The 26,543-nt window shown below is 71.7% G+C and carries 20 protein-coding genes; 10 read left to right on the forward strand and 10 right to left on the reverse strand.

Going from position 1 to position 26,543, the window contains the following annotated elements:
• Positions 1–65: 65 nt before the first annotated feature.
• Both ACFPA8_RS16410 and ACFPA8_RS16415 read right to left on the reverse strand, forming a co-directional pair.
• On the reverse strand, positions 66–548 hold the full coding sequence (locus ACFPA8_RS16410) for an LURP-one-related/scramblase family protein (RefSeq protein ID WP_386448948.1): 483 nt from the start codon (positions 546–548) through the stop codon (positions 66–68).
• A gap of 84 nt (positions 549–632) precedes the next feature.
• The gene (locus ACFPA8_RS16415) at positions 633–803 is read right to left on the reverse strand and encodes a hypothetical protein (protein WP_386448950.1); all 171 of its coding nucleotides are present in this window, start codon (positions 801–803) and stop codon (positions 633–635) included.
• Between the two features lie 112 nt (positions 804–915).
• On the opposite strand from ACFPA8_RS16415, the gene ACFPA8_RS16420 reads away from it, so the two are divergent.
• Both ACFPA8_RS16420 and ACFPA8_RS16425 read left to right on the forward strand, forming a co-directional pair.
• Positions 916–2,871: an NHL domain-containing thioredoxin family protein gene (locus ACFPA8_RS16420; protein ID WP_386448953.1), complete on the forward strand. Its 1,956-nt coding sequence runs from the start codon at positions 916–918 to the stop codon at positions 2,869–2,871.
• A gap of 208 nt (positions 2,872–3,079) precedes the next feature.
• Positions 3,080–3,415 carry a hypothetical protein gene (locus ACFPA8_RS16425; protein ID WP_386448956.1) on the forward strand — a complete coding sequence of 112 codons (336 nt, stop codon included), beginning with the start codon at positions 3,080–3,082 and terminating at the stop codon, positions 3,413–3,415.
• A 230-nt stretch (positions 3,416–3,645) separates the two neighbouring features.
• Here the strand turns inward: ACFPA8_RS16425 and ACFPA8_RS16430 are convergent, their stop codons facing one another.
• The 3 genes from ACFPA8_RS16430 to ACFPA8_RS16440 form a co-directional block, all read right to left on the reverse strand.
• A complete protein-coding gene (locus ACFPA8_RS16430; protein ID WP_386448959.1) occupies positions 3,646–3,945 on the reverse strand; it encodes a hypothetical protein in 300 nt (99 codons plus the stop codon).
• Positions 3,946–4,176: 231 nt separating this feature from the next.
• Entirely contained in the window at positions 4,177–5,532 is a 1,356-nt protein-coding gene (locus ACFPA8_RS16435; RefSeq protein ID WP_386448962.1) for a M18 family aminopeptidase, read from the reverse strand.
• A 120-nt stretch (positions 5,533–5,652) separates the two neighbouring features.
• Entirely contained in the window at positions 5,653–7,494 is a 1,842-nt protein-coding gene (locus ACFPA8_RS16440) for an acyl-CoA dehydrogenase (RefSeq protein ID WP_386448964.1), read from the reverse strand.
• Between the two features lie 130 nt (positions 7,495–7,624).
• Here ACFPA8_RS16440 and ACFPA8_RS16445 point away from each other — a divergent pair, with 130 nt between their 5' ends.
• A complete protein-coding gene (locus ACFPA8_RS16445) occupies positions 7,625–8,155 on the forward strand; it encodes an SseB family protein (RefSeq protein WP_386448967.1) in 531 nt (176 codons plus the stop codon).
• 151 nt (positions 8,156–8,306) lie between these two features.
• Here ACFPA8_RS16445 and ACFPA8_RS16450 read toward each other — a convergent pair whose 3' ends face one another.
• Complete coding sequence (locus ACFPA8_RS16450; RefSeq protein WP_386448969.1) at positions 8,307–10,568, reverse strand: ATP-binding SpoIIE family protein phosphatase; 2,262 nt, start codon at positions 10,566–10,568, stop codon at positions 8,307–8,309.
• A 121-nt stretch (positions 10,569–10,689) separates the two neighbouring features.
• Here ACFPA8_RS16450 and aspS point away from each other — a divergent pair, with 121 nt between their 5' ends.
• Positions 10,690–12,453 carry an aspartate--tRNA ligase gene (gene aspS / locus ACFPA8_RS16455; protein ID WP_386448972.1) on the forward strand — a complete coding sequence of 588 codons (1,764 nt, stop codon included), beginning with the start codon at positions 10,690–10,692 and terminating at the stop codon, positions 12,451–12,453.
• A gap of 82 nt (positions 12,454–12,535) precedes the next feature.
• On the opposite strand, the gene metG is transcribed toward aspS, so the two are convergent.
• Entirely contained in the window at positions 12,536–14,179 is a 1,644-nt protein-coding gene (gene metG / locus ACFPA8_RS16460) for a methionine--tRNA ligase (RefSeq protein WP_386448975.1), read from the reverse strand.
• A 224-nt stretch (positions 14,180–14,403) separates the two neighbouring features.
• Here metG and ACFPA8_RS16465 point away from each other — a divergent pair, with 224 nt between their 5' ends.
• Positions 14,404–15,318, forward strand: a complete 915-nt coding sequence (locus ACFPA8_RS16465; protein WP_386448978.1) for an endonuclease/exonuclease/phosphatase family protein — start codon at positions 14,404–14,406, stop codon at positions 15,316–15,318.
• Between the two features lie 94 nt (positions 15,319–15,412).
• Here the strand turns inward: ACFPA8_RS16465 and ACFPA8_RS16470 are convergent, their stop codons facing one another.
• Entirely contained in the window at positions 15,413–17,599 is a 2,187-nt protein-coding gene (locus ACFPA8_RS16470; RefSeq protein WP_386448981.1) for a tetratricopeptide repeat protein, read from the reverse strand.
• 353 nt (positions 17,600–17,952) lie between these two features.
• Between ACFPA8_RS16470 and ACFPA8_RS16475 the strand changes: the two genes are divergently transcribed.
• From ACFPA8_RS16475 to ACFPA8_RS16495, 5 genes are all read left to right on the forward strand, one after another.
• Positions 17,953–18,999 carry a zinc-binding dehydrogenase gene (locus ACFPA8_RS16475; RefSeq protein ID WP_386448984.1) on the forward strand — a complete coding sequence of 349 codons (1,047 nt, stop codon included), beginning with the start codon at positions 17,953–17,955 and terminating at the stop codon, positions 18,997–18,999.
• Positions 19,000–19,207: 208 nt separating this feature from the next.
• The gene (locus ACFPA8_RS16480; RefSeq protein WP_386448987.1) at positions 19,208–19,933 is read left to right on the forward strand and encodes a class I SAM-dependent methyltransferase; all 726 of its coding nucleotides are present in this window, start codon (positions 19,208–19,210) and stop codon (positions 19,931–19,933) included.
• Between the two features lie 406 nt (positions 19,934–20,339).
• Positions 20,340–22,406 carry a PhoX family protein gene (locus tag ACFPA8_RS16485; RefSeq protein WP_386448990.1) on the forward strand — a complete coding sequence of 689 codons (2,067 nt, stop codon included), beginning with the start codon at positions 20,340–20,342 and terminating at the stop codon, positions 22,404–22,406.
• A 224-nt stretch (positions 22,407–22,630) separates the two neighbouring features.
• A complete protein-coding gene (locus ACFPA8_RS16490; protein ID WP_386448994.1) occupies positions 22,631–22,951 on the forward strand; it encodes a DMT family transporter in 321 nt (106 codons plus the stop codon).
• 168 nt (positions 22,952–23,119) lie between these two features.
• Complete coding sequence (locus ACFPA8_RS16495; RefSeq protein WP_386448997.1) at positions 23,120–23,815, forward strand: dienelactone hydrolase family protein; 696 nt, start codon at positions 23,120–23,122, stop codon at positions 23,813–23,815.
• Positions 23,816–23,956: 141 nt separating this feature from the next.
• Here ACFPA8_RS16495 and ACFPA8_RS16500 read toward each other — a convergent pair whose 3' ends face one another.
• Both ACFPA8_RS16500 and ACFPA8_RS16505 read right to left on the reverse strand, forming a co-directional pair.
• Positions 23,957–24,901 carry a quinone oxidoreductase family protein gene (locus ACFPA8_RS16500; RefSeq protein WP_386449000.1) on the reverse strand — a complete coding sequence of 315 codons (945 nt, stop codon included), beginning with the start codon at positions 24,899–24,901 and terminating at the stop codon, positions 23,957–23,959.
• A 118-nt stretch (positions 24,902–25,019) separates the two neighbouring features.
• Entirely contained in the window at positions 25,020–25,964 is a 945-nt protein-coding gene (locus ACFPA8_RS16505; protein ID WP_386449003.1) for a D-2-hydroxyacid dehydrogenase family protein, read from the reverse strand.
• Positions 25,965–26,543 lie beyond the last annotated feature (579 nt).

A 26,543-nucleotide genomic window follows, 5' to 3' on the forward strand; every position in this document is an offset into this window, starting at 1 on the left:
CGGAACTGGACGAGACGCCCGATTCGCCCCGCGGGTACGGGAGTTGGGAGCGGAGCCTGCCGCGGTCAGTCGCCGCTCGTCAGAGCTTCGATGCAGACCGCGAGGGAGAGCAGCAGCGGCACGTCGGCGTCCGGCCGGCGTACGTCCACCGCGTAGGTGTCCCGCACCCGGAACCACTTGCGGGACACACGGGCCAGCCGGTGGCCCCCGGCCTCGATGTCGTACTCCTTGTCCAGCACACTCCCGTGCACGGTCAGTGTCGTGCCGTCTGCGAGGCGGGCACGGAACCGGTGGCGGAGGGGTGTGAGCCTCTTCCTGCGCACCGTCGCCAGCGCCTTGCCGTCACGTTCCACCTCCATCGTCCCCCAGAGGCTGATCATCTTCCGGCGGATGACCGCGACGACCTCGCCCTCGGCGTCCTTGAGTTCGAAGGTCTGCCGCACGCGCAGCGCCTTCCCGTCGACGAGGAAGGCGCGCCGGCCGTGCTCGTCGTCGATCCAGAAGTCGTCACCGATGCCGAAGATGCGTTCCCGAACGAGGTATCTCATGGGTTACGCCTTCCCAGGCAGCGGCGGAATGCGCATGGCAGGCCCGCGGGGATGCGGGAACCGGCACGCCGGCCCCGGCGGACGTCAGTCCCCCGCTCCGTCCGGGTCCTCCGGCTCGGGGTCCTCCGGCCACGGCCACGGTGAGGGGTCCGGCTCCGGCGGCGCCGGCGGCCGTCCGGCCCCCGGCGCTGCGACGTCCGGCCCGTCCGCGGAGGACTCGCAAAGCCGCGGCAGGACGTACTCGCGCTCGTTCACAGTCGACTCCCGTTCGCGTGACAGCCCAGCATCTCCCGCGACGGGCTCGGTGCGAACCGGGCCGCGTAGGTCCGCACCGTCCCGGCAGCCGCTCCCTGGCACCCTTGGCGTCATGACGAAGCGCCCCCGCGTCCGCGCCCCTGAGCTGCAAGGTCGTACCTGGATCAACACCGGTGGCAGGAATCTGCGGCTGTCGGACCTCAGAGGTCGCACGGTGATTCTGGATTTCTGGACCTTCTGCTGCGTGAACTGTCTGCACGTCCTGGACGAGCTGCGCGAGCTGGAGACGAGGCACCGGGACACCCTCGTGGTCGTGGGCGTCCACTCGCCGAAGTTCGTCCACGAAGCCGAGCCGCAAGCCGTCGTGGACGCGGTCGAGCGCTATCAGGTCGAGCATCCGGTGCTGGACGATCCGGAGTTGGCGACGTGGCAGCAGTACGCGGTCCGGGCCTGGCCGACCCTCGTGGTCGTCGACCCCGAGGGTTACGTGGTGGCTCAGCACGCCGGGGAGGGCCACGCGCACGCCGTCGAGGCGCTGGTCTCGGAGCTGGAGCGCGCGCACGAGGCGAAAGGGACCCTGCGGCGCGGCGACGCCCCGTACGTGCCGCCGGAACCGGAGCCGACCACGCTGCGCTTCCCCGGCAAGGTCCTGCGTCTGCCGGGTGGGGGCACCTCCCAGGCCGCAGGTTCCGGGGGAGAGCGCTTCCTGGTCTCGGACACCACCCGGCACCAGCTGGTCGAGCTGGCCGCGGACGGTGAGACCGTGCTGCGCCGCATCGGCACGGGCGAACGGGGACTGCGGGACGGCGGCCCGGAGAGCGCCCGGTTCAGCGAGCCCCAGGGCCTCGCGCTGCTGCCGGACGGGCGGACGGTCGTGGTCGCGGACACCGTCAATCACGCGCTGCGCGGCTGCGACCTGGCGACCGGGGCCGTCAGCACACTGGCCGGGACGGGTGAGCAGTGGTGGCAGGGTGCCGCGACGCGGGGGCCCGCGCGGGAGGTCTCCCTCTCCTCGCCCTGGGACGTCGCGTGGTTCGACGGTCGGCTGTGGATCGCGATGGCGGGCGTGCACCAGTTGTGGACGTACGCGCCGCCCGCGGACGGGGACGCGCAGGGCACCGTGCGAGCGGCGGCCGGAACGACCAACGAGGGTCTCGTGGACGGGCCGGCAGCCGAGGCGTGGTTCGCGCAGCCGTCAGGGCTGTCGGCCTCGGCGGACGGCGAGCGGCTGTGGATCGCCGACTCGGAGACGAGCGCTCTGCGCGTGCTGGAGAGGGCGGACGACGGCGGATACGTCGTGCGTACGGCAGTGGGAACCGGCCTCTTCGACTTCGGCCACCGCGACGGGCCCGCCGAAGACGCCCTGCTCCAGCATCCGTTGGGCGTGACGGCGCTGCCCGGCGGAAGGGTCGCGATCAGCGACACCTACAACCACGCATTGCGCTGCTACGACCCGCGGAGCGGCGAAGTCAGCACACTGGCAACGGACTTGCGTGAGCCCTCGGACGCCGTGCCGGCCGGCGGCGGTCCGGGCGGGGCGGGGGCCGCCGAGATCGTCGTCGTGGAGTCGGCCCGGCACCGGCTGACCCGGCTGCGGCTGCCCCAGGAGGCCGTACGGGTGGCGCCCGTGGCTCACCGGACCCGGCGCTCGGCGACCGAAGTCGCTCCGGGGGAGGTGCTGTTGGACGTCGTCTTCCAGGCGCCGAAGGGGCAGAAGCTCGACGACCGCCACGGGCCCTCGACCAGGCTCGTCGTCAGCTCCACTCCCGAGGAGCTGCTGGCGGAGGGGGCCGGAGCGGGCACGGACCTCGGCCGCCGGCTGCGGCTGGCGGAGGGCGTGCGCGAGGGCGTGCTGCACGTCTCGGCGACGGCGGCGTCGTGCGACGACCCGGACGCCGCGGAGGGGGAGCCGAACGAGTACCCGGCGTGCCACATGCACCAGCAGGACTGGGGCGTTCCGGTGCGCGTCACGGAGTCGGGAACGTCCAGGCTGCCGCTGGTACTCGCCGGTCTGGACGGACAGGACGGTCTGGACGGGCACGACGGTCTGCACGGGCACGACGGTTAGGACGGTTCCACCCGGGCCGCCCCGTCCGGACCAGGTGCCGCGTGCGGGGACGTGGAGTGCGCCCAAGTGCGGCCCATGGCACGGCTGTTCGCAAAAAAACCCTGCGGCGGGAGGGGGCAAGGTGCGCGACACTGAACTTGACCAACTTGACGCTCATATCAGGCTGAAAGGTCTGGAGCGTCGCGATCACAGGGGGAAGGGAGAGCCCATGCGGCGTCAAATCGCCTGCGTTGCCGTGTTTCTTGCCTTCGGCACGGCCCTCGCCGGTGGCGGCGTGGCCGTCGCCGACTCGGCGGGGCCGTCCGGCGAGGTGGCCACGAAGGGCCCGTTCGAATGCAGGGAATGGGGACGGTCCGGGGTGACCGACCGTCGCACCGCGGTACACACAGGTCCGAGCGCTCGCTCGAAGGTGGTCGGCCACATCGGCAAGGGCCGGACGGTCCGTGGCTACTACCGGTGCGTCAACTCCGCGGGCAACGTCTGGTACGAGATCACCGGTGACTTCGACAATTCGCCCAGGTTCATCTGGTCGGGGAACGTGTAACCGGACAACCGGACGTCTCCGCCACGTCTCGGCCCTCCTGCGGACGCCTGTCCGCCGGAGGGCCGCTCCGCTTCCGCAAGCGGGCCCGCACGCGCAGCGCGGCCTGCGACGTCCGGTCCCGGACCCCGCAGGCCGCGTCCGCCCGCTTTCCGCGCCGCACGCGGCGGTTCGGCGGCGTGCGCCCTTGACCGGCGCGTGCTGCCGCCGCGCCCTCACCCGCCGCTGCCGTCTCAGCGCAGGTGGTGCCGCTCTTCCTCGACGACCACCGGTGCCGCCGGGGACGGCGGCTGCGTCTTGCGGCGCTTGAAGATGCTGACGTAGACGGAGAGACCGATCAGACCGGCGGCCATCAGGACGAGACCCACCACATCGAGGTTCACGACGTCTGTGTTCCAGTCGACGGCCAGAGTGAGGATGGCCCCCACGGCCAGCATGCCGATGCAGAAGACGATGCCCATGGATTCCTGCCTCCGGTTGGCGATTGCCCTGCTCTCGTACGGATTCCGGGTACCCGGGGGCAGGCCTGTCATTCAGCGGCGGACCGGAACGTCCTGCGGAAGTGCCAACGGGGCCCGGCGGCCGGGTGGTTGACCGTCGCCGGGCCGTCGCCGCGCTGCACGCGGTCGCCTGCCCCGCCGCACGGCGGCCTGCCGCACCGTCACATGGCTCCGCGGTCAGGCCCGTCGCGAGCGGCGAGAACGCCGCCGTGAGCGCCCGGGACGGAGGCCGCCCGGAGCGCCCCGGAAGCTCACGGAGAGCCGTCAGGAGCCCGTCAGGAACCCGTCCATGCACTGGGCGAGCAGGAACGGGTCCTCCGCGCCGCACAGTTCGCGTGCCGAGTGCATCGAGAGGATCGCCACTCCGATGTCCACCGTCGAAATGCCGTGCCGCGCCGCCGTGATGGGGCCGATCGTCGTGCCGCAGGGCATGGCGTTGTTGGAGACGAACGACTGCCAGGGCACGCCTGCCCGATCGCACGCCGAGGCGAAGACGGCACGGCCCGAACCGTCCGTGGCATAGCGCTGGTTGACGTTGACCTTGAGGATCGGCCCGCCGTTCGGCATCGGGTGATGGCCCGGGTCGTGACGTTCGGGGTAGTTGGGGTGCACCGCGTGCCCCGTGTCCGACGAGAGGCAGACGCTTCCCGCGTACGCGCGGGCCCGGTCCTCGTACGTGCCGCCGCGGGCGAAGACGGAGCGCTCCAGCACGCCGCCGAGCAGGGGGCCGTCGGCGCCGGTGTCCGACTGGCTGCCGTTCTCCTCGTGGTCGAAGGCGGCCAGCACGGGGATCGCGGTCAGGTCGTCCCGCGCGGAGGCCGTCGCCAGCGCCGTGGCGCCCGCGTGGACGGAGAGCAGGTTGTCCATGCGCGGGCCCGCCAGCAGCTCCTGGTCGCGGCCCAGGTAGGCGGGCGGTTCCACGCTGTGCGCCATCAGGTCCCAGCCGGTGACGTCCTCGGCCGGAACCCCGGCCTCCTCGGCGACGCAGCGGACGAGATCGCCCTCGACGGGGGTGCCGAGCCCCCACACCGGGGTCATATGGCGCTGACGGTCCAGTTTGAGGCCCTCGTTGGCCTGGCGGTCGAGGTGGATGGCGAGTTGGGGCACGCGCAGGAGGGGACGGTCGATGTGCACCAGGCGCGTCGAGCCGTCGCGGAGGGTGAGCCGTCCGGCCAGTCCGAGGTCCCGGTCGAGCCAGGTGTTGAGCAGCGTTCCGCCGTAGATCTCCACGGCGATCTGGCGCCAGCCGCCGCCACCGGTGTCGGGAACGGGCTTGACCCGCAGGTTGGGGGAGTCGGTGTGGGCGCCGATGATGCGGTACGGCGTCGAGGGTGCGGCACCGGCGGGGACGTACCAGGCGATCAGCGCGCCGCCGCGCAGGACGTAGTGGCCCTGTCCCCGGGCGCCGCCCGTACCGCTGCCCGTACCGCCGTCGTCCGCGGAGTGGGCCGCCGCCCAGGAGTCGGTCTCGTCGAGCTGCCGGAAGCCGGCCTTCTCCAGCAACTCGGCGGCACTGCGCACCGCGTGGTACGGCGTGGGCGAGTCGGAGAGGAACCGGATCAGGCTGTCGGCGTGGGCTCGGCCCGGGCGGTCCTCGGGGCGCTGAGGGCTAGGGGTCATACGGCCAGCATACGAATGCGGAACGCCCTCCCCGTCCCGGCCGGGGAGGAGAAGGGCGTTCCGCATGGGGGATCTCGGGCGGCCGGTCCGCGGCCGGTGGATTCCGGCCGCGGACGCCGCTCAGAAGGCTGCTTCGTCCAGCTCCATCACGGAGGAGTCGACGTTCTCGGCCAGTCCGCGTTCCACCGCGAGAGCGGGAAGGACGGTGGTGGCGAAGAACTTCGCGGCCGCGACCTTGCCCTCGTAGAAGGCCTTGTCCTTGGCGGACAGGGGCTTCGCGGACGCCTCGCGCAGCCTGTCCGCGGCGACGGCCGCGCCGCGCAGCAGCAGGTAGCCGATGACGACGTCACCGGAGGCGAGCAGGAAGCGCGTGGTGTTGAGCCCGACCTTGTAGATGGACTTCACGTCGTTCTCGGTGGCGGCGAGGTCCGTCAGCATGGTGCCGACGATCGCCTCCAGGTCCACGGCCGCGCGGGAGAGCTCCTCGCGGGCGGGGGCCAGCTCTTCGCCGCCCTTCGCCTCGGCCAGGAACTTCTTGATCTCCTCCGAGAGCGTCGTGAGCGCCTGGCCCTGGTCGCGGACGACCTTGCGGAAGAAGAAGTCCTGGCCCTGGATCGCGGTGGTGCCCTCGTACAGGGTGTCGATCTTCGCGTCCCGGATGTACTGCTCGATCGGGTACTCCTGCAGGTAGCCGGAGCCGCCCAGGGTCTGCAGCGACTGCGCCAGCTGCTCGTAGGACTTCTCCGAGCCGTAGCCCTTCACGATCGGCAGGAGCAGGTCGTTGAGGCGCTGCGCGGCGGAGGCGTCCTCGCCGCGGAACTCCTTCATGACGATCTCGTCCTGCACCGAAGCGGTGTAGAGGACGAGGGCGCGCATGCCCTCCGCGTACGCCTTCTGCGTCATCAGCGAGCGGCGCACGTCCGGGTGGTGGGTGATGGTGACGCGCGGCGCGGTCTTGTCCGTGAACTGCGCCAGGTCGGCGCCCTGTACGCGCTCCTTGGCGTACTCCAGGGCGTTGAGGTAGCCGGTGGAGAGCGTCGCGATGGCCTTCGTGCCGACCATCATCCGCGCGAACTCGATGATCTTGAACATCTGGCGGATGCCGTCGTGCTTCTCGCCCAGCAGCCAGCCCTTGGCGGGCGCGTTGGCGCCGAAGGTCATCTCGCAGGTGTTGGAGACCCGCAGGCCCATCTTGTGCTCGACGTTGGTGGCGTAGACGCCGTTGCGCTCGCCGAGTTCGCCGGTGTCCCAGTCGAAGTCGTACTTCGGGACGATGAACAGCGAGAGCCCCTTGGTGCCCGGGCCGTGGCCCTCGGGACGGGCGAGGACGAAGTGCACGATGTTGTCGGACATGTCGTGCTCACCGGAGGTGATGAAGCGCTTCACACCCTCGATGTGCCAGGTGCCGTCGTCCTGCTGGACGGCCTTGGTGCGGCCCGCGCCGACGTCCGAGCCGGCGTCCGGCTCGGTGAGCACCATGGTCGAGCCCCACTGCTTGTCCGCCATCAACTGGGCGATCTTCAGCTGCTCTTCGGTGCCCTCTTCGTGGATGACGCCGGCGAACGCCGGGCCCGAGGCGTACATCCACACCGCCGGGTTGGCGCCCAGCACGGTCTCGGCGAAGCCCCACAGCAGCGAGCGCGGCGCGGTGGTGCCGCCGATCTGCTCCGGGATGCCCAGCCGCCACCATTCGGCGTCCATGTAGGCCTGGTAGCTCTTCTTGAAGGACGCCGGAACAGGCGCGGTGTTGGTCTCCGGGTCGAAGACGGGCGGGTTGCGGTCGGCGTCCTCGTAGGACTCGGCCAGTTCGTTCTCCGCGAGGCGTGCGATCTCGGACAGCACGCTCTTCGCGGTTTCCACGTCCATCTCCGCGAACGGTCCGGTGCCGTACACCGTGTCGCGGTCGAGCACCTCGAAGAGGTTGAACTCGATGTCGCGGAGATTCGACTTGTAGTGCCCCATGGCAACGGCTCCGTGTGGTGGTCTCACTCGACGGACAAGTAGTCAGCTGTCTCTACACCCGATGATGCTACCCGTCGGTAATAAGAAGCAAGCCCTCTCCGCATATCTGTGACTCGTTACTCTTTCTTTCATGTACGGCTACGACCAGACCGCGTCCGCGGGACAGGGCTACCCGCATGCCGGGCAGCAGTACGGCCATCAGCAGCCTGGCCACCAGCAGTACACGACGCAGCATTCGGCCCCGCACCACTACGGGCAGGCCCAGCACGGCAACGGACAGCCGCTCTACCCCGAGCCGTCGTCGCCGCCGTCGCTGCGCGAGACCGTACGGGCGTTCACGACGGGCACCCTGACCTCCGAGGACTTCCAGTCGATCTTCTCGACCTCGAAGGTCTACTGCCCGCGCGGTGAGACCCCCGGCTTCCTGGCGCTGCACGACACCCAGCAGCCGGTCATCCCCATGTTCACCACGCTCAAGGAGCTGCGCCGCTACGCCGGCAAGGAGTCCCGCTACTTCGTGATCACGGGCGCCGAGGTGCTGGACCTGCTTCCCTCCGGCTACGGCTTCGTCCTCGACATGGAGGGCGACCACCGCGTCGTCTTCGACGCGAAGGCCGTCGAGGAGATGGTGGACTTCGCGATGCGCCGGATGTACGGCTGACGCTGCCGGGCCGCGCCACCGCGTCCACGATGCCGCCGGGCCCGTTCAACTGCCGTGTCCCGGCGTCGGGTTGAAGGTCCGTGACGGTGCGTGGCAGCTGCGCCGGAGGTGCCGGTACGCGGCCCCTCCGGACGGGCTTGCCGAGAACGCCTCACGACCAGTCGGGCGGTGGAGCGTTCTCGTGCATCTCGAACCAGATGCACTTGCCCTCGCCCCGCGGGTCGACCCCCCACGCGCCCGCAAGCATCTCCATCATCACCAGGCCCCGCCCGGAGGACGCCAGTTCGCCGGGCGTGCGGCGGTGCGGCAGGGCGTCGCTGGTGTCGGCGACCTCGACGCGCAGCAGCCGCTCCCCCCGCGTGCCGCTGCACTCGGCGATCACCCTGGCGTCGCCGTCCGTGTGCACGAGGACGTTCGTCAGCATCTCCGAGAGCATCAGTACCGCCGCGTCGATCTGGCCCTCGTTGACCCAGTCGAAGAGCATGCCCTGAAGCTGGTGCCGGGCCTCTCCGATGCGTTCCGGCTCGGCCTGCGCCACGGTGAGCGTCGTACGGCGCGAGACGCCCTCGGCCACCGCGGCCCGGTGGACGGCGAAGCGCGGGTCGAGGGAGAGCAGCAGCAGCGCGATGTCGTCCTCCCGCCGGCCGGCGAGAGGTCCCGCCGAGTCACCGGGCAGCGGGCGCGTCGCCGAGCGGACGAGGGCGTCCGCGAAGTTCTCCAGGTCCTCCGGTGCGTGCGGCCCGTCGGCCGTCTCCTCGGCGATCTGCCGGATGCGGCGCCAGCCGGACTCCATGGTGTGCCCGCCGGCCTCGATCAGTCCGTCGGTGCACACCAGCAGCGTCTCGCCCGGCTCCAGGACGAGCCGCGTCGTCGGGTACTCCGACCCGGGGTCGACCCCCAGTGGCAGGCCGCCCGCGGTGGGCCGGATCAGCATGGTGCCGTCGGAGAGCCACAGCGCCGGGTCGAGGTGGCCGGCGCGGGCGATGTCGAGGGTGCCCGTGAGCGGGTCGGCCTCCAGGTAGAGACAGGTGGCGAAGCGGGTGTCGCTGGCGGCGGCCTCCCCGGTCTCCCCGGCCTCCGCCTCGCCGGTTCCGGGGTCCGGACGTCCCAGCCCGGCCAGGAAGCGGGAGGTCCGGGAGAGCACCGCGTCGGGGCGGTGGCCCTCGGCCGAATACGCGCGCAGGGCGATCCGCAGCTGCGCCATGATGCCCGCGGCCCGCACGTCGTGGCCCTGGACGTCGCCGATGACGAGGGCCGTACGTCCCGAGGGCAGGGGGATCACGTCGTACCAGTCGCCGCCCACCTCCAGGCCGCCGCCCGCCGGTACGTAGCGGGCGGCCAGCGACATGCCTTCGACGGCCGGCCGCCGCGCGGGCCGCAGGGTGCGCTGAAGCCCCGCGGACAGCTGGAGCTCCGTCTCGTGCATGGACGTCCGGGCGATGGCCTGGGCGAGCATCCGGGCCACGTTCGTCAGCAGCGCCCGGTCCTCCGCGTCGAACTCCACGGGCTGGGCGAAGGCCACCATCCAGGCGCCGAGAATCCGGCGGGAGAGGGTCAGCGGCAGGAAGGCCCAGGCGCGGTTCCCCAGGCGTCTCGCGTGGGGCCAGACGGTCGGGTACCTCTGCCGGTAGTCGGCCGGAGAGCGCAGGTATACCGCCCGGCCGGTGCGTACGACCTCGGCGGCCGGATAGTCGGCGTCGACGGACACCTCGATGAAGGGCAGCAACTGCTCGGGCACCGGCCGCTGGCCGAACGTGCCCGCGAGGGAGAGCTGGTCGCCCTCCAGGCTGAAGACCGCGAGCGTCCGGGGCATGAAGCCGGGCATGGCCAGGGAGCCCGCGACCCGGAGCACTTCGGCGGTCGTGCGCGCCTCGGCCAGGGCCCGTCCCGTGTTCAGCAGGAACGCCTCACGCTGGAGCTGCTGGGTCTCCGTCGGGGCCAGCTCCTCGGCGGACGTCTCGGGCACCTCGGAGACCGTCCCGATGAGGGACAGCGACGGGCGTTCACCCAGGGGGACCATCCGGCTGCGCACGGTCCGCAGCACGGCGCCGTGCTCGTCGACGACGCGGACCTTGGCCTCGACCAGCGTTCCTTCGGTCAGGGCGAGCGTGGCGGTGGCCATGAGGTCGACGTAGTCGGCGACGTGGATGCATGAGCGCACCGCTGTCTCGGAGAGCGTGAGGGTCTGCCCGTCGTCCTCGAGGGCGTCTGCGGTTCTTCCCTTGCCGGCGCCGGTGCCCGGGTCGGACTCCGAGCCCGGGCCGGAGACGGAGATGGAGTGGGAATCCGTGACCTGCTGGACGGGAACACCGAGGAGGTCTGCCGCGCAGAGGTCGAGGGTGGCGACGCCGGTAACGCTGTCCCAACGCCACAGGCCGACCCTTGCGGCCCTCAGCACGTCCTCGGTGCGCATTGCCCCACTTTATGTGGGTTGAGGAATACGGGGCGAGTGGGGCTGAGCCAGGGCGGTAGTCTGAGGGGTCGACCCCCGAGTAACTGTCCCAGTGACTGACGAGCCAACGACTGGATGAATGATGCATCGGTACCGTTCCCACACCTGCGGTGAGCTACGTGCCTCGGACGTCGGCACAGACGTCCGGCTGAGCGGCTGGCTGCACAACCGTCGGAACCTGGGCGGCATCCTCTTCATCGATCTGCGCGACCACTACGGAATCGTCCAGCTCGTCGTGCGCCCCGAGCAGACCGAGGTGCACGAGCGGCTCAGCTCCCTGTCGAAGGAGTCGGTCGTCCGCGTGGACGGCAAGGTCAGCGCCCGCGGCGCCGACAACGTCAACCCGGAACTGCCGACCGGCGAGGTCGAGGTCGAGGTCGCCGACGTAGAGGTGCTCGGCGGCGCCGAGCAGATCCCCTTCACGATCAACGCCGAGGACGGAGTCAACGAGGAGCGGCGCCTGGAGTACCGCTTCCTCGACCTGCGGCGCGAACGCATGCACCGCAACATCATCCTGCGCTCGCAGGTCATCGCGAAGATCCGCGAGAAGATGGTGCGGGAGGGGTTCAACGAGCTGGCGACACCGATCCTGTCGGCCACGTCCCCCGAGGGCGCCCGCGACTTCCTCGTGCCCTCCCGGCTGCACCCCGGCAAGTTCTACGCGCTGCCGCAGGCCCCGCAGCAGTTCAAGCAGCTGCTGATGATCGCCGGTTTCGACCGGTACTTCCAGATCGCGCCCTGCTTCCGTGACGAGGACGCCCGCGCGGACCGCTCGCCCGGCGAGTTCTACCAGCTCGACATGGAGATGAGCTTCGTCGAGCAGGAGGACGTCTTCGAGGTCATCGAGAAGGTGATGACCGAGCTCTTCCAGGAACTGGGCGACGGCCGCGAGTGCACCTCCCCGTTCCCGCGCGTCCCGTTCCGCGAGGCCATGCTCAAGTACGGCTCGGACAAGCCGGACCTGCGGGCGCAGCTCGAACTCGTCGACGTCTCCGACGTGTTCAAGGGCTCGGGCTTCAAGGCGTTCGCCGGCAAGCACGTACGGGCCCTGGCTGTGCCGGACACCGCGGACCAGCCGCGCAAGTTCTTCGACCAGATGGGCGAGTTCGCCGTCGAGCAGGGAGCCAAGGGCCTGGCCTGGGTGCGCGTCGGCGAGGACCGCACGCTCACCGGGCCGATCGCCAAGTTCCTCGACGAGAACGACGTCTCGCAGCTGCTGACGACGCTCAAGGCCGAACCGGGCACGGCGGTCTTCTTCGGGGCCGGGGAGTTCGACGAGGTCTCGAAGATCATGGGCGCGGTCCGCGTGGAGGCCGCCAAGCGCACCGGGCACTTCGAGGAAGGCGTCTACCGCTTCTGCTGGATCGTCGACTTCCCGATGTTCGAGAAGGACGAGGAGACCGGCGCGGTCGAGTTCTCCCACAACCCCTTCTCGATGCCGCAGGGGGGTCTGCAGGCGCTGGAGACGCAGGACCCGCTGGACGTCCTCGCCTGGCAGTACGACATCGTCTGCAACGGTGTGGAGCTCTCCTCGGGCGCCATCCGGAACCACGAGCCCGAGATCATGTTCAAGGCATTCGAGATCGCGGGCTACTCCAACGAGGACGTCGAGCGCGAATTCGGCGGCATGCTGCGGGCGTTCCGCTTCGGCGCGCCCCCGCACGGCGGCATCGCCCCCGGCATCGACCGCATCGTGATGCTGCTGGCGGACGAGCCCAACATCCGCGAGACGATCGCGTTCCCGCTCAACGGCAACGCGCAGGACCTGCTGATGGGCGCCCCGAGCGAGGTGGACGCGGCGCGCCTGAAGGAGCTGCACCTCGACGTGCGCAAGCCCAAGCTGTAACCCTTCGCAGGGCAGCACACCAGTGAACCCCCGGGCCCGGCCCGGGGGTTCACTCATGCCTGCTCGTCCGCCTCGGCGCCGGCTACTTCGTCTCCTCCAGGCGCGGGAAGAGCACCGCGCCCTTGGTGACCGTGGCGCCCGCGGGGAGCTGCCCCCAGCGGGCCGCGTCGCCCACGCGCTGCTCGGAGACCGGGCCCAGGTGCGGCTCGGCGCCGAGGGAGTCCCACAGCTTGGCCGAGGACTCCGGCATCACCGGGTTCAGCAGCACGGCACAGGCGCGCAGCGACTCGGCAGCGGTGTAGAGGATGGTCGCCAGCCGGGCCTGCGCCTCGTCCGAGGAGTCCTTGGCCACCTTCCACGGAGCCTGTTCCGTCAGATAGCCGTTGACCTGCTTGACGAAGTCGAAGACCGCCGCGATGCCGCCGGAGAAGTCCAGCTCGTCGCCGATGCGTTCGTCCGCCTCGGCCACCGCCTTCGCGAGACCGCCGACGACGGCCGCTTCCGCGTCGCCCGCGGCCTTCGCCTCCGGCAGCGTGCCGCCGAAGTACTTGCCGACCATGGCCGCGACGCGGGACGCGAGGTTGCCGTAGTCGTTGGCGAGTTCGCTGGTGTAGCGGGCGGTGAAGTCCTCCCAGGAGAACGAGCCGTCCTGCCCGAAGGCGATGGCGCGCAGGAAGTACCAGCGGTAGGCGTCGACGCCGAAGTGCTCCGTCAGCTGCTGCGGCGAGATGCCGGTCAGGTTCGACTTGGACATCTTCTCGCCGCCGACCATCAGCCAGCCGTTCGCGGCGATCTTCCCCGGCAGCGGCAGGCCGTTCGCCATCAGCATCGCCGGCCAGATCACCGCGTGGAAGCGGAGGATGTCCTTGCCCACCAGATGCACGTCCGCGGGGAACGTGCCGTCGAAGCGCTCCTGGTCCGAGCCGTACCCCACCGCGGTGGCGTAGTTGAGGAGCGCGTCGATCCACACGTAGATGACGTGCTTGTCGTCCCAGGGCACCTTCACGCCCCAGTCGAAGGTCGAGCGGGAGATCGACAGATCCTCCAGGCCCTGGCGCACGAAGCTCACGACCTCGTTGCGCGCGGACTCGGGCTGGATGAACTCCGGGTGCCGCTCGTAGTGTTCGAGGAGCTTCGGGCCGTACTCGGAGAGCTTGAAGAAGTAGTTCTCCTCCTGGAGCATCTCCACCGGCGTGCGGTGGATGGGGCACAGCTTCTGGCCCGCGAATCCCCCGGAGGCTTCGCCCTGGGAAGTGCCCCCACCCCCATCGCCGTCCAGCAGTTCCCCGTAGGTCTTGTACTCCTCGCAGCCCACGCAGTACGGGCCCTCGTACCCGCCCTGGTAGATCTCGCCCTTGTCGTAGAGGTCCTGGACGAACTCGCGGACGCGGTCGGTGTGCCGCTTCTCGGTGGTGCGGATGAAGTCGTCGTTGTGGATGTCGAGATGCTCCCAGAGGGGCTTCCACGCCTCCTCGACGAGCTTGTCGCACCATTCGCGCGGGGAGACCCCGTTCGCCTCCGCGGTGCGCATGATCTTCTGACCGTGCTCGTCCGTGCCGGTGAGGTACCACACCTTCTCGCCGCGCTGACGGTGCCAGCGCGTGAGCACGTCGCCTGCGACGGTCGTGTAGGCGTGGCCCAGGTGCGGAGCGTCGTTCACGTAGTAAATGGGGGTCGTGACGTAGTACGCCTTCGATCCCGTCTGCTCAGTTCCAGTGGCCGCCATGCCCGAAATCCTAACGGCCCGCAAGCACAGCTTTCCTACGGATAACTCTGGGTGAGCGGCTGTGCGGGGCTGTGCGGGAGAGGCCCGTGCCCCGTGGCGCCCGGCAGGCTCTGTTGACGCCCTCCCCGGGCCTCTGCATGCTTGCGCGCGTACGTCTGCGGACACGCGGAACCCCAGCACCCGGGACGACCGGGCCCGGACCGATGGAGGGCGCCATCCGACGCGTGACCGTAGCGCTGTCCGGTGCCGTGGCGGCCGCGGGCGTGGCCGCCGCCGTGGTGCTCGTCGCGGAACCGCCGTCCCCGTCCGCGAAGTCCTCACCCGACGGATACGTCATCGGCCAGTTCAACATGGCCGGCGGGACGACCGAGCACGGCGGCAAGGGCAATCCGGTGCCCGACGACCTCGCCGAGGACGTCGACGACCGCAGGCCCGCGGTGCTCTCCCTGCAGGAGACGTGCCGCGACTGGGACGAGCGGCTGGAGGACCGGCTGCCGGGCTACGGCGTCGTGTTCGCCCCCGTCGACAACCTCGCCAGGAACCCGGGCAGCCCCGCCCGGTGCCACCACCCCACCGACTTCGGCAACACACTGGTCTTCCGCGAGGACCTGGGCTTCGAGAAGGACACCGCCCGGAGCCACCTGCTCGGCTCGACGGCCGGCGACGAGTACCGCGAGATGGTGTGCGTACGCTCCGAGCCGCGGAAGCTGGTCGCCTGTTCGGCGCACCTCACGCCGGGCGAGGGCGAGTACGCCGGGAGCCGCGGGAAGGAGGCCGCGGAGGCCCGGCGGGTCCTCGCCACGCACTACAAGGGCTACACGGCGGTACTGGGCGGCGACATCAACGACGTGCCGCTGTCCGACGTCCTCGACGGCTTCTACCACCGCGACTACGGGGACGGTGCACGCGGGGCGTTCAAGGAGGCGGCGGGCCCCTGCGGTGACGCGATGAAGCCGCGGCAGCGGCGTGACTCGCTGCCGCGGAACAGGTACACGCACTGCCGGTCGGGCGAACCGACCCACAGCAAGGGCAAGATCGACTATCTCTTCGTGTCGCCGTCCGTGCGGGTCGAGTGGAGCGGTGTGAGCCACTCCGAGCAGTCCGACCACAAGCAGCTGTGGGCACGCGTGGTCTTCTGACCGGACGGGCCGCCGAACCGTCGGCGCCGCCGGCACCGCCGATGCGTCAGCACCTTCGCCGGTCCGTGGCCCCCGCCGGTGGTTCGCCGTCGTGTCAACTCCGGTCGGGCGGCTGCGGACCGGACTCCTGGAATAGAGCGGCCGACTCCTGCCAGTGGCTCCGCGCCTCCTCCTCGCGTCCCAGCTCCGAGAGGCGGTCGCCGAGGTTGTCGAGCGAGCGGGCGAGAACCGGGCGGAAGCGTTCCGGTGCGTCCTGCGCCAGCTCCCGCCGGATGGCGACGGCTTCCTGCGCGGGCTCCAGCGCCTCCTTCGTACGGCCGAGCTCCGAGAGGACGTTGCCGAGGTTGTTGAGCGAGCCCGCCAGCCGCGGCCGGAAGCGTGCCGGTGCGTCCTGCGCCAGCTCCCGGTAGAGCTCGGCGGCCTCCTGCGCGGGCTCCAGCGCCTCCTCGGCACGCTCCAGCTCCGAGAGGACGTTGCCGAGGTTGTTGAGCGAGCCCGCGAGATCGGGGCGGAAGCGTTCCGGTGCGTCCTGCGCCAGCTCCCTGTGGAGTGCGACGGCTTCCTGCGCCGGCTTCAGCGCCTCTTCCAACTGCCCCGCCCGGCTGTACTGAAGTCCGAGCGTGGTCAGCCACAGCGCGCGCTGCTCGGGTCCCGTGCCGCGCGGCAGCCGCTCGACGATGCGCCGCGTGACGGCGATGCCGGCTTCCGCCAGGGCGGCGGTCGGGTAGGGGATGGCGCGCTGGATGTGCTCCAGGACCTCCGGGCGGACGTCGGTGACGGCCAGGGCGCCGGCCAGAATCCCGCCGAGGGGGCCGGGCGTCTCGATCGCGACGGTGATCGCAGCCCCGTGCAGGTCCGCCGTCCGCCGCCGCAGCCAGTCCTCCAACAGGCCCGCCGCGTGGGGGTGGTGAGCCGTGGCCCGGGTGAGGAGCGTGAGGGCGCGCAGCGCCTGGACGACGTCCAGGCGGTCGCGTATCGCGGCAGCGAGTTCCGGGCTCTCGTGGAGGCGGGTGGTGACGTGACGCTCGGCCAGCAGAGCCGGCTGAAGGGGCGCGACGGCGCCCTCCACGGGAGCGGGGTGGAGGCTGCCGAGCCAGCGGGCGGTCCTGCGCCGGAGCCCGGCGCGGGACTCCGCGCCGAGGCCGGGGACGGTCCGCAGGAGCTCCGCGGCGCTCTCCTCGCTGTCGGCTGCGAGCAGGCTGGTGACGGCGACGCAGTGCTGCACCGTGGCTTCATCCAGCTCCTGAGGACCTGTGAGGCCTGCCTGCGCGGCGCTGTCGTGCCAGGAGCGTGCCGCGTGTCGCAGCAGCTCGTCCAGGACGTCCGGGCCCACGCCCACCCGCAGCGGCGCCGCGCCGTCACCGGCACCCTCGCGGCTGCGCAGGACGGCCACCAGAGCGGCCGCGTGCAGCACCAGCATCGGCACCGGGTGGGGGGCGGGCTCGACCTCGACGCCGTCCGGCACGGGGAGCTCCAGGTGGCGGGCGAACTGCGGCACGGCCCGGGCCACCAGCTCCCGGCTGTCCGCCCCGGCTCCCGGGTCCGCCTGAAGCTGCACGGTGACGGCGCCCGAGGCGGCGGGCCCGATGGGGGACGCCGCGGCCTTCAGGTGCTCCCACCACTCGCCTTCGTCCCGGGCCAGCATCAGCACCCGCAGCCCGGCCGCGTCGCTCGTCACGGCGGAGGCCAGCAGCTGCGGGAGCCCGGGGCGGGTCTCCGCGTGGTCGACCAGCAGCAGCACGGGGCCCGGCCGGGAAGCCTCCACCACCCCGACCACGGCGGCGTCCTCACCGTCCAGGACCCGCCGGCACCTCCACCCCTGCTGCTGGAGCTGCTCCGCCAGGTGCAGTGCCAGACGGGTCTTCCCCACGCCCCCCGCGCCGGTGACCAGCGCCAGCCGGGCCGACTCGCCCCCGGGGCCGCACCAGTCGTGGAGGAGGCGCAACTCCTCGGAGCGGCCGATGAATTCGACGACTCCGCGAGCCGGGGTGAGCGCATCCGTCACGCGGTCCGCCGTACCGACCGGCACACCGGCCGGGTGCCGGTCGTACGTCACCGGCTCGGAGACCACGGCGAGTTCCGGATCGGTGTCCGGGAGTCCGTCGTCCGCGCGTCTGTCCTGGAGGTGCTCCCAGGCGGTCGAGACGATGAAGCCGGCCACTGCCGCGATGGCGGCGATCCAGACGAGGTCGAACCACCCCCCGGCGGCGCCGCCCACCGCGCCCAGCACCATCAGAACCAACGCCGTACCGATCAGCGGCCACTTCAGACTCCCACGCATCCCCCCAGCATCCCCTCGCACAGGGGTCACTGGCAGCCGCTCGGACAAGCCGATCCTTCGACCGTGATGTTCGCGGGACGGCACCGAGACCTTCCCATGCCCGCCGGAGCGCGGTGTCCCGGCGCAACCGGCCTGGTCAGACCCTGTGACCGGGTCGTGGGCGAGCACTGCCGGACGAGGCGGACCCGGGCGGGGGGGGGAATCGCGGGCCGTCACATCGCTCCGTCGCTGCGGCCGTCGCCGCGGCCGTCGCCCTGGCTGTGGCCCGGCCGCCCCGTGCGGGTCGCGTACGGGTACGTGCGCAGTCACGCACGCCCCGGCAGCTCTCACCCGGGCTGTCATACTGCCCCGCTGTGAAGGCACTGCTCTATGAGGAGTTCGGGCAGCTCCCCGTGCTCCGCGACGTACCGGACCCGGCCCCCGCACCCGGCGGAGCCGTCATCGAAGTGGCCGCCACCGGACTGTGCCGCAGCGACTGGCACGCCTGGCAGGGCCACGACTCGGGCGTGCGGCTGCCGCACGTCGGCGGGCACGAGCTGGCCGGCACCGTGACCGCGGTCGGCGCGGGGGTACGGGACTCGTGGGTGGGGCGGCGCGTCACCGTGCCCTTCGTGTGCGGCTGCGGAACCTGCCCGGAGTGCGTGACCGGCAACCAGCAGGTGTGCGCACGGCAGACGCAGCCGGGCTTCACCCACTGGGGCTCCTTCGCGCAGTACGTGGCCGTCGACCATGCCGAGAGCAACCTCGTCCCGCTCCCCGACTTCGTCGGCTCGGAGACCGCCGCGTCCCTCGGCTGCCGCTTCGGCACGGCCTTCCGCGCGACGCTGCGCCAAGGGCGGGCGGCAGCGGGGGAGTTCGTCGCGGTGTACGGCTGCGGAGGGGCCGGGCTGTCGGCGGTGATGATCGCCGCGGCCTGCGGTGCCCGTGTCGTCGCCGTGGACATCTCGTCCCGGGCGCTGGAACTCGCCCGGGAGTCGGGGGCGGAGGCAGCGGTGGACGCGTCCGCCGTGGCGGACCCCGCTGCGGCCGTCGCCGAACTCACCGGCGGCGGCGCCCACCTGTCCCTCGACTGCCTCGGCCGGGCGCAGACGTGTACCGCCTCCGTGCGCAGCCTCCGGCGGCGCGGCCGGCACGTGCAGGTGGGGCTGCTGCCGCCCGAGGAGGCGGCCGTCGGCATTCCGATGGACCGGGTCGTCGCCTACGAACTCGAAGTGCTGGGCAGCCACGGCATCCAGGCGCACGAGTACCCCGCGCTGCTCGGCCTGCTGGAATCCGGCACGCTGCGGCCGGAACGTCTGCTGCGCAGGCGCGTCCCGCTCTCCGGCGCGGCGGAGGCGCTGGCCGGTATGGACGCTCCCGGAGCGGGGGGAGCGGCCGGGGTGACGGTCGTCGTCCCCTGACGCGGTGGGTGCGGCTCCCTCCGGAACTTCCCGCAACTCCCCTCGGACAAAGGGTGCTTCACGGTCCGTGCCGGCTCTGTCCTGCCCTTCTCACGCCCTGTCGGGGCACTTTCGGGTGAACCCCGCCCATACCGCCCCGCCCGGGGAAGGGCCGACTCTACGGTTCCAGCCAGGTGACACCTCTGCCCCGCGTCTCCCGAGGAACCGCATGCCCCTCACGTCCAAGAGCCTCCCGGAGTACTGGAACACGTACAAGCCGCACAAGGGAGAAGGCCGGCCCTCGCCTCCCGTGGTCGACTCCTTCGAGTGGACCCAGTACCCGGGCCACGGCCCCGGCCCCGACTTCCTGGGACAGCCCCGCACCGCGCTCGAACTGGGCTCCGCCGAAGGCAAGGAGGCGTATTACCTCGCCTCCAGGGGCGTGGAGGTGACGGCCGTCGACTTCTCCCCCGCGCAGACCGCCCGCGCACGTCTGTGGTGGGAGGGCACCCCCGGCCTCTCGTTCGTCAACGCGGAGGCGTGCGACTACCTCTCCAGCTCCGCCACCACGTACGACGCGGTCTACTCGCGCTGGGGGGCCGCCTGGTTCACCGATCCCGCCGTCCTGGTCCCGCTGATCGGCCGCCGTCTCGCCCCGCGCGGTGTGCTCGCCCTCTCGCAGGCCGAGCCGATCGACGGCTTCTACGGGCCTCAGGCGATGTACGGCAACGGCCTCAGCGGGCGCAGGCTTCCGGTGCTGCGCTGGTCCTACTCCCCCGGGATGTGGACCGACCTGCTCGCGGAGAGCGGGTTCACGGACATCGACGCGTACGTCCTGCCCGCCCCGGAGCCGGACAACGTCGGCACGCTGATGGTGCGGGCGCAGGCCCCGGTGAAACGGCGGAAGCCGCCTGCGCAGCGACGCCGCGGCGCGGAACTCCCCCCGGCGGGCTGAACCGGGCCCCGTCCCGTACCGGACTGCCGTGCACGCGCGTGGATCTCCGCTGTCCGCGCTGCCGAACCGGGCCCGCACGGCGCCGCCCCGCGCGGCGGCGCCGTGCGGGACGCGCCGCGCACAGCCCCGGCCGCGGGACGGCGGCGATCCTGACGTCCGCCTTCCTCGGCACGGCCCGCGAGTCCGGGCGGCGCACGGGCTCGACGCCTCCCACGCCCCGGCGGGGTCGCCTCCCACGCCCCGGCCGGGCTGCCTCCCACGGCCCGGCGGGGCCGGGTGAACCCGGCTCTGCGGCGGGAGATGTGAATGCGGACGTGGTTCACCCGCGGTTCACTCCGTGGTCGTCCCACGGCGGGAATGCGCCCATAGCGTCCACGCACAGAAAAGCTGAGATCCGGAGGGGACCATGCGCAAGCTGCTGCCGATACTCGGCTCGCACCCGGGCGGCCGGTCGGCCATGACGTGCCGGTACCGCTGCGGCGACGCCTGCTTCCACGACGCGCCCAACACGAGCGGCAACGAGTACGCGGGCGACATCATCGCGCGTGTCCTCTCACGCCGTTCGGTGCTGCGCGCCGGGGCCGTGGCGGGCGTGGCGGCGACGGCGGTCGGGACGGGCGCCTGCAGCGGGGAGCACGGCACCGCCTCGGCGGCGAGCCGCACCAAGGGCAAGCCCGCGAAGGGCCTGCGGTTCACGCCGGTCGAGCCGAACACGAAGGACGAGGTCACCGTCCCCGAGGGCTACGGCCAGAACATCGTGATCCGCTGGGGCGAACCGATCCTGCGCGGTGCACCGGACTTCGACCCCGAGAAGCAGTCGGCCAAGGCGCAGGCCGGTCAGTTCGGTTACAACAACGACTTCCTCTCGCTCCTGCCGCTGAAGGAGCAAGAAGGTGACGGCGAGCGGCAGTTGATGGTCGCGAACCACGAATACACCGACGAGGTCCTGATGTTCGCCGGTTACGACCCCGACGAGCCGACCCGGGAGCAGGCCGAGATCGGCTGGGCCGCGCACGGTCTGTCCGTCGTGGTCGTCGAGGGCGGGAAGTCTTCCGGCGCCCTGGAGGCCGTACCGCGCCACCGCCTCAACCGCCGGATCACCGCGACCACTCCCTTCGAGGTCGCCGGTCCGGCAGCCGGCAGCAAGTGGCTGCGCACGTCCGCCGACCCGGAGGGCCGCACCGTGCTGGGGACCCTCAACAACTGTGCGGGCGGCACCACTCCCTGGGGCACGACGCTGCACGGCGAGGAGAACATCGACCAGTACTTCGCCAACACCGAGAAGGTGAAGGACGAGGAGCACCGCAAGAGGCTGGAGCGGTACGCCCTCAAGGGCACCGACACCGAACGCAAGTGGGAGCGGTTCGACGACCGCTTCGACGTGACCAAGGAGCCCTACGAGCCGCACCGCTTCGGCTGGGTGGTCGAACTCGACCCGTACGACCCGGACTCCACGCCCCGCAAGCGCACCGCGCTGGGCCGCTTCAAGCACGAGGCCGCGCAGCCGAGGCTGACCCGCGACGGCCGTGCCGTGGTCTACATGGGCGACGACGAACGCTTCGAGTACCTCTACAAGTTCGTCTCCTCGAAGCGGATGCGGAGCGGCAGGAGCCGGGCGGACCACGAACACAACCTGACGCTGCTCGACGACGGCACGCTGTACGTCGCCGAGCTGAACGGCGACAGCCCGCGGGACGACATCGACGGCTCGGGAGAACTCCCCTCCGACGACCACGAGTTCGACGGCACCGGCAGGTGGATCCCGCTGGCGACCGGGGACCGCAGCCACGTGGAGGGCATGACGGCCGAAGAGGTCTACGTCTTCACCCGCATCGCCGCCGACAAGGCGGGGGCCACGAAGATGGACCGACCGGAGGACGTCGAGCCCAGCCCGCGCACGGGACGCGTCTACGCGGCCCTGACCAACAACACCGACCGCGGAGCGGCGGGCAAGGCCGGTCCCGACGAGGCCAATCCGCGCAAGGGCAACAAGCACGGCCAGGTGCTGGAGTTCAGCGAGCACGGGGACGATCCGGCGGCGCGGCGCTTCAAGTGGCGCCTGTTCCTCGTGTGCGGCGACCCGGACGACCCCGGCACGTACTTCGCGGGCTTCCCCAAGGACCAGGTCTCCCCGATCTCCTGCCCCGACAACATCACCTTCGACTCGTACGGCAACCTGTGGCTCTCCACGGACGGCAACGAACTCGGCTCCCACGACGGCCTGTTCGGCGTCGCCACGGTGGGACGGCGGCGTGGCGAGGTCCGGGCGTTCCTGACCGTGCCGACCGGAGCGGAGACGTGCGGCCCGGTCGTGCAGTCCCGGCGCGTGCTGGTCGCCGTGCAGCACCCGGGTGAGGTCGACGGGGCGAGCGTGGAGAAGCCCGCCTCGCAGTGGCCCGACGGACCCGACGCGTACGTACGGCCCTCCGTCGTGAGCGTCTGGCGGAAGGACGGCAGCGACATCGGCGTGTAGCCGCGACATCGGCGTGCAGCCGGCCGCGCCGGCGTGCGTCCGCTGAGCGCGTCGCCTGCGGGCAGGCACCGAGCGGGCCCCGGACGGTCACCGTCCGGGGCCCGGCGTATTCCGGTGGGCGGCCCGGTCGTCCGTGTGATCGACTGAGCCGGAGAGCGAGAGCGGAGCGGCACCGGGCGAGGCGACGGTGCGCGCGGCGGGCGGCGGTGAGCGGAGGTGGGCGCATGGGCCTCGCCTGGGCGGTCCTCATCGTTTCCGGCGTGCTGGAGACCGTGTGGGCGGGCGCACTTCAGGCGTCCGGCAACTTTCACAGGCTGTGGCCGTCGCTGCTGTTCGTCGGCGCGCTGGCCTGCAGCATGGTGGGCCTCTCCTACGCGGTGAGCCACATCCCGCTCGGCACCGCCTACGGGGTGTGGGTGGGTACGGGCGCCGTCGGCACGGCCCTCTACGGCATGGTCGTGCTCGGGGAACCGGTGACGGCCGCCCGGCTGCTCTGTCTGCTGCTCATCGTCGCCGGCGTGGTGGGGCTGGAGCTTCTCCACTGACGCGGGGCCGCGCCCGGCAGGCCGTCAGGGAGGCCCGGACGGCGAGCGGCGATGCCGCGGTCTCCGGCAGACGGGCCGCGTGGGGTGATCTTCGGGCGGGACGGGTTACCCGTCCTCCGGCCGAACCGCCCCCCACCTCCCCCGACCTGACCGAAAGGCGGCCCACCCGTGTCCGCACCCCCGCTCCGCCAGAACCTGCGCTTCGTCGCCGACGGCGTGGACGTCTACGGCTACCTCGCACTGCCCCCGGCCGGTACCGGCCCCGGCGTCCTCGTCATCCAGGAGTGGTGGGGGCTGACCGACCAGATCGCCGGAGTGGCCGACGACTTCGCCGCCGAAGGGTACGTCGCCCTGGCCCCCGACCTGTACGGCGGCCGTACGACGCACGACAGCGACGACGCGGCACGGCTGGCCTCGGAACTGCCCATGAACAAGGCGGTGGGTGAACTCACCGGCGCTGTCGACTACTTGCTCGCCCACGAGGCCGTGCGGGGAGACGCCGTCGGCGCTGTCGGCTTCTGCATGGGCGGCGGATTCGTGCTCGCGCTCGCCGCGGCGGCGGGGGAGAGGATCGCCGCTGCCGTCCCGTACTACGGCGTGACGGGTGACGACGAGGCCGACTTCTCCGGGATGCGCGCGGAAGTCATGGGTCACTACGGAGAGTTCGACGAGAACGCCTCACCCGCCCGCGCCGAGGAGATCGCCGGGCGCATCCGGGCCGAGTCGGGTGCGCAGGCGACGGTCCACCGCTACCCGGCCGGTCACGCGTTCGCGAACGAGGAGAACCATCTGGGTACCTACGATCCGGAGTCGGCGCGGCTGGCGTGGGAGCGCACCCTGGAGTTCCTCGAGGCCAGGCTGTAGGGGGCCGGAGCAGCCGTCCCCGCAAGGCCCCGGCCGCAGCGGCCTCCGGGGCTCCGGCCGTCTCCGGGTCCCCCGCCGGGGTCGTCCGCCGGGGTCGCCTGGCCTTTCGCGGCCTCCGGCCGTCTCCGGGTCCGCGCCCGCTCAGGGGAGCAGTACGACCTTGCCGCCCGGGTGGCCCTCCGCGAGGAAGCGGTGGGCCTCGGCAGCCTCGCTCAGCGGGTAGGTGCGGGCGACGACGACCTCGACCTTGCCGACGCGCGCCAGAGGTACCAGGTCCCGCCAGGCTTCGCCCCGGATCTTGGTGCCGGGGTCCGCGCCGGGAGCGTTGCCGATGAGTTTGATCCCCGTGTCGGCGCGGTCGAAGGCGAGGACGGAGACGATCCGGGAGGGCTCCGGGACCAGCGACAGGGAGACGTCCACCGCCTCCGGGGTGCCCGCCGTGTCGACCGCCGCGTTCACACCGTCCGGTGCCGCGGCACGCACCCGCTCCTCCAGGCCGGCGCCGTAGACCACGGCCGTCGCCCCGTAGCGCTGCACGAGTTCCCGGCGCTGCTCGCTCGCCGTCCCGACCACCTTCGCGCCGACCGCCACGGCGAGCTGGACGGCCATGAGCCCCACGCCTCCCGACGCGCCGTGCACGAGGATCGTCTCGCCCTGGGACACTCCCACGACGGCGAGGGCGTGCACCGCCGTCGCCCCCGTCAGCAGCAGACCGGCCGCGGTCTCCCAGCTCATCCCGGGAGGCTTGGGCACGACCTGTGAAGCGGGGACGGTCACTTCGGTGGCGTACGCGCCGGAGACGGGGAAGGCGATCACCTCGTCCCCCGCCGACACCGGTCCGCCCGGCCCTTCGGCGTCCTCCCCGACGGCAGTCACGACCCCGGCCAGCTCCTGCCCCACCGGCATCGGAAGCGCCGAGGGGTCGTCGCCGAAAGCGCCGCCGTAGAGCTTGTAGTCCACCGGGTTGACGCCCACGGCCTTCACCCGGAGGGTCACCTCCCCCGGTCCCGGAGCCGGCACGTCCACGTCGACGAGGGAGAGCACCTCCGGCCCGCCGTAGGACTCGGCCACCACTCGCTTCGCCATACCGCGACCTCCCGGGCCTCACCTGGCACTACCAGGCACTGTCTCACCGGGCGGTGTGCTCCGCCTGTCGGAGGGGCCTGTCGGAGGGGCACGTCCACCGGGCCCGCGCGGCAGCGGTTCAGGGGGTCAGCGTGCGCAGGGGCGTGCCCGCGAGCCAGGCGGCGACGTCCTCGGCGGCCTGCCCGTAGAAGACGCGGTACGTCTCCTCGGTGACGTAGCCGAGGTGCGGGGTCAGGACGGTGCGGGGTGCCGTGCGCAGCAGGTCGCCGGCGGGCAGCGGCTCCATGTCGAAGACGTCGAGTCCCGCGCCGGCGATACGGCCCTCGTGCAGGGCGTCGATGAGGGCATCGGTGTCGATGAGCGGGCCGCGCGAGGTGTTGACGAGGTACGCCGTGGGCTTCATCCAGGACAGTTCCTCGCGGCCGATCAGTCCGGTGCTGCGCTCGCTGAGCTTGTAGTGGACGGTCACCACGTCGGACTCGGAGAAGAGGGTCTGCTTGGTGACGGGTTCCGCCCCGTGCTCGCGGGCTGCGGCCGGGTCGAGGTTGGCGCTCCACGCCAGTACGCGCATCCCGAACGCCTCGGCGACGGCGGCGACGCGCGTCCCGAGCCTGCCGAACCCGACGACGCCGAGGGTGCGCCCGTGCAGGTCCCCGCCGATGGTGTTCTGCCACTGCCCCTCGCGCATCCCCGTGGACTCGGCGGGGATGTGCCGCACGAGGGAGAGGATGAGCCCCCAGGTGAGTTCGGGTGTCGCGGTGGCGGGGCTCTGGGTGCCGCAGACCGTCACACCGTGCTCGCGGGCGGCGTCCAGGTCGATGGCCGCGTTGGCCATGCCGGTCGTCACCAGCAGACGCAGATCGGGCAGGCGGGCGAGGCGTTCGGCCGTGAAGGGGGTCCTCTCGCGCATCGCGACGACGATCTCGTAGCCGCGGAGGGCTTCGACGAGGGCGTCGGTGTCCGCCAAGTGATCGTGGAAATAAGTGACTTCGGCGTCCAGGTTCTGCCAGTCGGCGAAGTGGTGGGCTGCCTGCTGGTAGTCGTCCAGGACGGCGACGCGCACGGTTCGCTCCTCTCTGCCGGTTTCCGGGTGTCACCGGGCTCGACGCGGAACTCCAGCCTGCGGCCGGGACGGCCTCCGTGTGTAGTACCCGAGGGGGAGATCACGTGAGGGGACCGGGGACGGATGCCGGTGCCCGGCCGCTCTCCATATCGTCGCCACATGATTCTGGAACGACCACACGGAACGGCCACGGACCGCCGGCGGGCGGCAGCCGCCCCGGCGCTCAGCAACGCCCTGCGGCACGCTCCGGGGTCACCCGTCCGGGTGGAACTTTCCCAGGGCCTGTCTGAGCCATGGTGCCGGGCACGGCGTCAGGGGTATGCGGGAGCGCGTCGCGATGCCCGGCCGAGGCCACCACGGACCTCCGCGCCCGCCCGCCACGAGAGACGTTCCGGCGTCGTCCACTGAACCGACCGATCCCGCGCAGGAGTCCGGCACCGGCTCCTGCACCGGGCGCACCCGCGCACTCGCGGGGCGCACTGCACAACCACGCGTCGATCGCACGCGACGCCCGTCCTCGCGCGTGCGCGCTCAGCCGCGCGCTGCCTTACGCTCGGCCGCGAACGTGTCGGACATGGC

The organism is Streptomyces ovatisporus (assembly GCF_042653885.1).
Classification (GTDB): domain Bacteria; phylum Actinomycetota; class Actinomycetes; order Streptomycetales; family Streptomycetaceae; genus Streptomyces; species Streptomyces ovatisporus.